This is a genomic window from Peribacillus sp., from assembly GCF_059453735.1.
Genome location: NZ_JAZVJO010000381.1, coordinates 1 through 5,306 on the forward strand (window position 1 = coordinate 1; position 5,306 = coordinate 5,306).

7 protein-coding genes and 1 pseudogene are annotated in these 5,306 nt (G+C 39.1%); 3 read left to right on the plus strand and 5 right to left on the minus strand.

Going from position 1 to position 5,306, the window contains the following annotated elements:
* Positions 1-282, plus strand: a pseudogene (locus AC52RT_RS12345) (SGNH/GDSL hydrolase family protein); the annotation flags it as partial.
* Positions 283-317: 35 nt separating this feature from the next.
* Here AC52RT_RS12345 and msrB read toward each other — a convergent pair.
* Both msrB and msrA read right to left on the minus strand, forming a co-directional pair.
* A complete protein-coding gene (gene msrB, locus AC52RT_RS12350) occupies positions 318-746 on the minus strand; it encodes a peptide-methionine (R)-S-oxide reductase MsrB (protein ID WP_495541022.1) in 429 nt (142 codons plus the stop codon).
* Position 747: 1 nt separating this feature from the next.
* Positions 748-1,275 (minus strand): peptide-methionine (S)-S-oxide reductase MsrA, encoded by a 528-nt coding sequence (gene msrA / locus AC52RT_RS12355; RefSeq protein WP_495541023.1) that lies wholly within the window; start codon positions 1,273-1,275, stop codon positions 748-750.
* Between the two features lie 181 nt (positions 1,276-1,456).
* Here msrA and AC52RT_RS12360 point away from each other — a divergent pair, with 181 nt between their 5' ends.
* A complete protein-coding gene (locus tag AC52RT_RS12360) occupies positions 1,457-2,212 on the plus strand; it encodes a DUF4397 domain-containing protein (RefSeq protein ID WP_495541024.1) in 756 nt (251 codons plus the stop codon).
* 118 nt (positions 2,213-2,330) lie between these two features.
* Here AC52RT_RS12360 and AC52RT_RS12365 read toward each other — a convergent pair whose 3' ends face one another.
* The 3 genes from AC52RT_RS12365 to AC52RT_RS12375 form a co-directional block, all read right to left on the minus strand.
* Complete coding sequence (locus tag AC52RT_RS12365) at positions 2,331-2,909, minus strand: YpmS family protein (protein ID WP_495541025.1); 579 nt, start codon at positions 2,907-2,909, stop codon at positions 2,331-2,333.
* On the minus strand, positions 2,899-3,744 hold the full coding sequence (locus tag AC52RT_RS12370; RefSeq protein WP_495541026.1) for an SGNH/GDSL hydrolase family protein: 846 nt from the start codon (positions 3,742-3,744) through the stop codon (positions 2,899-2,901). The genes AC52RT_RS12365 and AC52RT_RS12370 overlap by 11 nt, the downstream gene beginning before the upstream one ends.
* A gap of 119 nt (positions 3,745-3,863) precedes the next feature.
* Positions 3,864-4,445, minus strand: coding sequence for an SCO family protein (locus AC52RT_RS12375; RefSeq protein WP_495541027.1), 582 nt, complete (start codon positions 4,443-4,445; stop codon positions 3,864-3,866).
* A gap of 169 nt (positions 4,446-4,614) precedes the next feature.
* On the opposite strand from AC52RT_RS12375, the gene AC52RT_RS12380 reads away from it, so the two are divergent.
* A complete protein-coding gene (locus tag AC52RT_RS12380; RefSeq protein ID WP_495541028.1) occupies positions 4,615-5,103 on the plus strand; it encodes a PCYCGC motif-containing (lipo)protein in 489 nt (162 codons plus the stop codon).
* Positions 5,104-5,306 lie beyond the last annotated feature (203 nt).

A 5,306-nucleotide genomic window follows, 5' to 3' on the forward strand; every position in this document is an offset into this window, starting at 1 on the left:
GCCACTTCCGTGACCTATCACTTTACAGGTACAATGCTTGGTCTACAGGTGCTTCGCAGCCCTGATGGGGGAGAAATCACTGTATTTATTGATGGTAAAAAGACCGCAGAGCTTAGTACGTGGTGGCCGTTTGCCCGAGAACGATTTATATATGTTGCCAGCTCCCTTCCTGAAGGTCCGCATACCGTACGTTTTGAAGTCTCAGGAACACGGTCAGGGTTTAATGAAAGCAATCAATCGGTGGTACGTATTGCTGCCATAATTACAAATAAAAACCCCTGACATATACTTGTCAGGGATTTTCTTTATACATCTATTTACATAAAAAACTTTTTATATTCACTGTATCCTTCTTTTTCAAGGTCAGCAACTGGTACAAAACGAATGGCTGCTGAATTAATGCAATATCGTAAGCCGCTGGGACCAGGGCCATCATTGAACACATGACCTAAATGTGAATCAGCTGTTTTGCTGCGTACCTCTATCCTGCGCATTCCATAGCTTGTATCACTTTTTTCAATAACCTCTTCGTCTTCAATTGGCTTCGTAAAACTCGGCCAGCCGCAGGACGAATCAAATTTATCCTTAGAGGTAAACAAAGGATGACCCGAGACAATATCTACATAGATTCCTTCACCCTTATGGTTCCAGTATTCATTTCTGAAAGCCGGCTCTGTTCCATTATTCTGTGTTACTTCATATTGGATAGGTGTTAACTTCTGCTTTAAATTTTCTTTATCAGTCATTTCATTTCCCCCAATGTCTTTCAATATAGCCGGCTCTGCCTGAACCGATTCGATACGCATTATAATGGGCTGGTTGTTTTTTATAATAATCTTGATGATAGGTTTCTGCTGGATAAAAGACTGCAGCAGGCAAAATAGGTGTAACGATCGGTTTTGCAAAACGTCCGCTTTGACTCAATTTTTCCTTAGAAGCTTCAGCCGTTTGTTTTTGTTGTTCAGAGTGATAAAAGATCGCTGTTTGATACGAACTTCCCCTGTCCCCAAATTGACCTCCCTCATCAGTTGGATCAATTTGCTGCCAATATAATTCCACTAGCTTTTCATAGGGAAATATCTCTGGATTATACGTAATTTGTACTGCCTCATAATGGCCAGTTCTATCACTGCAAACTTCTTCATAGGTTGGGTTTTCAGTGGTTCCGCCTGTGTATCCCGAGAAAACAGATTCTATTCCAGGCTGTTCATGAAAAGGCTTCACCATACACCAAAAACAGCCGCCCGCAAAGGTTGCTTTTTCTAAATTTGGCAAGAATCTTCATCTCCATTCCTATTCTCAGCCAATTCTGGCTTTTAAAGCATTTTAACGCTTTTTCACCTGCGTGTAAAATAATCTGCCGTTCCGCTTCTGAGAAAGACTTCTCTTTGTTCACAACTTTGGAAAGTTGGGCATATGCTGGGTACGAAAAGATGGAAAGATAGGAGCGAGAGTAATGCCGAATAGAAATATGGAAGAGTACCTTCATAAAGCTGCCAAATACGAAACGCTTTCAAACTATTTTAAATACAGTAATCCCAATCTGCATATTCAATATTATTACAAACATTTAGAAAACATCGCTAAGGCTCTTGAACAAGACCGAGATCACATCATGCATTCCTCAAACCAACCAGGGAACCTTCGGATTTTGCATGCGGCTCCAAACGCAGGCAATGTTGATATTTATGTCAATGAAACAAAGATCTTCAGTAATTACCCTTACCAAAGACTAAGCGAATACTTGTCACTTCCCGCAGGCAAATATCAAGTGGACGTCTATCCTGCCGGTAATCAAACCAATACGGTTCTAAGTCAACGAATCATGGTAGAGCCCCGTCAATCTGTTACGCTTGCCGTTACAGTTAAAGATAAGAAATTCAAACTAGTATCCATACCAGATACCATTCAAGTACCTATGGGAGAAGCCGCACTGCGAATTGTTCACCTTTCGCCAGATGCTCCTGAAGTGGATATAGGCATAAAAGATGGTGCAGCTATTTTTAAAGAATTAGCTTATCGAAAACATACAAACTATCTTGCCATCACCCCAACGACAGCAGATTTAGAAGTGAGAGCTGCTGGAACAAACCAAGTCGTTCTACCGCTTAAAAATATAGAATTCAAACCTGGTACACCGTATACAATCTACATTATTGGTCTTGCGAGCGGAGGAACACCGAATCTCCAAGCTGTTATTACAAGTCCTTGACTACCATACCTAATCAACGCCGTTTTTGTTTCCCTTACACAGCTCCAAATAAACAAAAGAATGCCCTCCTCCAGGACGGCATTCTTTTATACCTATTCTCAATCCAGACTAGCAGGTATTAGAGAGATGGAACAGATAGAATAAATGAGATATCATCATTTTCAAGATCAAATTTTTTGGCTTTTACTTTGATATCACTTTTTAGTTTCATATTTTGCAAGGAAACATAGATTTGCTTTTGATTTGGTTGAATGGTAACCCAGTCAGGTGTTTTAAACTGTTTGTTAATAAAGTTCATGACATATGAAACTGGCAGTCCCATTTGTCCGAGACTAATTGTTTTTTGAACCAAAACAAGATCGCCATTTTTTTGAGCAATCGGTTCAAAGGTCAATTTCAGCTCAACATCTCTCCCAAACATCTTTACCGTTCCGAATAACTCTACTTCATCTGTTAATAAAACTTCATAATTTATAATACCTGTGAAGCCTTCCTTTTCCAGATATTGAGCAATCAGCAGATTAAGATCTTCTCGATTAGCATGGACCTGAAATTCGATATCTTCGTTCTTTACAAGTTTCTCTGAAATAGGTTCATCTTTTACAGGTAAACTAATTAACAAGAATACGGTTATGATTCCGATAATATTCAAGGCAGCTAACGTGATAAATAATGTTTTCCATTTTCTAGTAGTCATCGTTCTCATCCCCTTTAGCGCCTGCAGCCAGCGCATCATACCCTAAAGACATGATATCTAAATTCCTGTAAATACGATCAGCAATCAATTGATACCCCAGGTCATTCGGGTGAAAGTAATCTCCTGTATATAATACTTCGGCTGTTGTACCCTTAAAAATATCACCGATATTAACATAATACGCTTCGTCATATTCGTTGACGATCCGTTCGCTGCTTTTATTCCACTCCTCCATAATCGTATCAAATTCACCAAATCCTGTGAACCATTGTGAAAATGGATTATAGACGCCTACTAGATATATATGTGTATCCTGATTATATAAACGAACTTTTTCAATTATTTGTTTTAATCTTAATTCATACCCTTTTCTGGCATCATTAAACTGAGCCATCTTCAACTCAGAAAAATGGTTACGGACAACCTTCATAATATCATTGCCGCCTATGGTAATCACAACCGCATCCGCTTTTTCAATACTCCCTTTAATAGCGGTTGAATCCAGCCGTTCCAAAAGCTGATCAGATCGATTTCCTTTTACACCGAAGTTATCCATCTTTACTGAGGTGATTGTCGGTTCGCTTTCAAGACTTTCTTTCAAATATGGAAGATACCCGCCTGCATCTTTACTATCTCCAACTCCTGCTGTTAACGAATCTCCCACTGAAACGATTGCAACTGGATCAGGAAAGAATGTAACCGGAATGTTTTTCTTTTCACTTAATTCAAGCTGACTCTTTGGAACATTCTTCTCTGAATCTAATGCAAGCCGATTGTGTGAACAAGCTGAAATCAGAACTAAACTAACGAACAGACTGATGTATTTACTCTTCATCCTCTTCCACCACCCCTTATACTCCTATTATTATATCACGAAAAAACAATACGAACCGCCCATATAAGCTGACTTTCTCCTTCAAGGTCAACAAAAAAAAACAGACCCAAGGGCCTGTTTTAATAATTCTGTAAAATCTTAATATGTTTAATGATCTCTTCGTACGGCACATCCTTCGCCCCTGAATAATCCTGAATGATCGTCCCCTCTTGATCAACCAAATAGAACGTAGTACCATGGATAACCTGATCTTCATTTTCTGGTTTCTTCACCATAGTTTTGAAATTATCAAAAGCAAATTTTTCTATTTCAGCTTGGCTGTATCCTGTAAGAAAATGCCAAGCAGAAAGATCCGCATTCATCTTTTTTCCATAGTTTTTTAATACGTCCGGCTTGTCCGTTTCAGGATCAACGGAAAAGGAAACGAATTCAACATCATTAATCCCTTCATCCTTTAATTGCTGCTGAAGTTTTATTAAATTTGCTGTCATTGGCAGACATATCGTTGTACAATTTGTAAAAATAAAATCCGCAACCCAAACTTTTCCTTTTAAATCAGATTTAGAGAAATCCTCTCCATTCTGATCAATAAAACTAAAATCTTCCGTTTCCCAGTTATTCGCATTAGGAACTTCTTTTGAACCGCATGCCGACACCAGCAATGTCATCGCAAGTATCATGAGCATTGGGAGCTTTTTCATATTTTCCCCGCCTTTAATAGACTATATTCTACTATACTTTCTCATTCTATCAGAGTGCTGCAACACAGGAAAGAACTATACAGTTACGCTGCAAATATTACTAATAAAAAGCAAACAGGGCAGTAACTATGATACGATATATTTTCAACGAGTAAAAAGGAGAAATAACATGAACATTCAATCAACGCTGATAACCAGTTTATTCACAGTATGCATTCTATTAAGCGGATGTGGCACACACTCTACAGAGACTGAAAGCCACTCTCACCGTGCTGAAAATGGAGACTTGCAAGAAGAGACCGCATCAATTTCTGTACTTCCTGCTTTTCTTGAAAAAAAAGAAAAAGCAATTAAAACCATCTATGCAGAAGCAGGGCAGCACAAACGTCTATTAGAAAACATGCCTTGTTATTGCGGCTGTGGAGAGTCAGCAGGTCACCTGAATAATTATGACTGCTTCGTCTTTGAAAACAAAAAAACTGGACAGGTAGTCTGGGATGATCATGGCACCCGATGCGGCGTTTGTCTGCAAATTGCTGCCGATTCTATTGCCATGGAAAACGAAGGTAAATCCATGAAGGAGATTCGTCTAGCTGTCGATGAAAAATATGCTGACGGATATGCAAGCCCCACTCCAACTCCGATGCCAGAAGAATAGCCACGAAAAAGAACGTCCGGTTAAGAAACCGGACGTACTTTTTAAATCAATCCCAATAATACATAATAGCAAAGGCACCCTCACCTGTATGTGTACTGATTACAGGGGTGGTATCTTCTAGCAAAATCTCACCGAATCCAGATAATTCTGCAACTGCTTTCCTGACTTTATCGGCTATTTCAAAACCATTTACATGGACGATT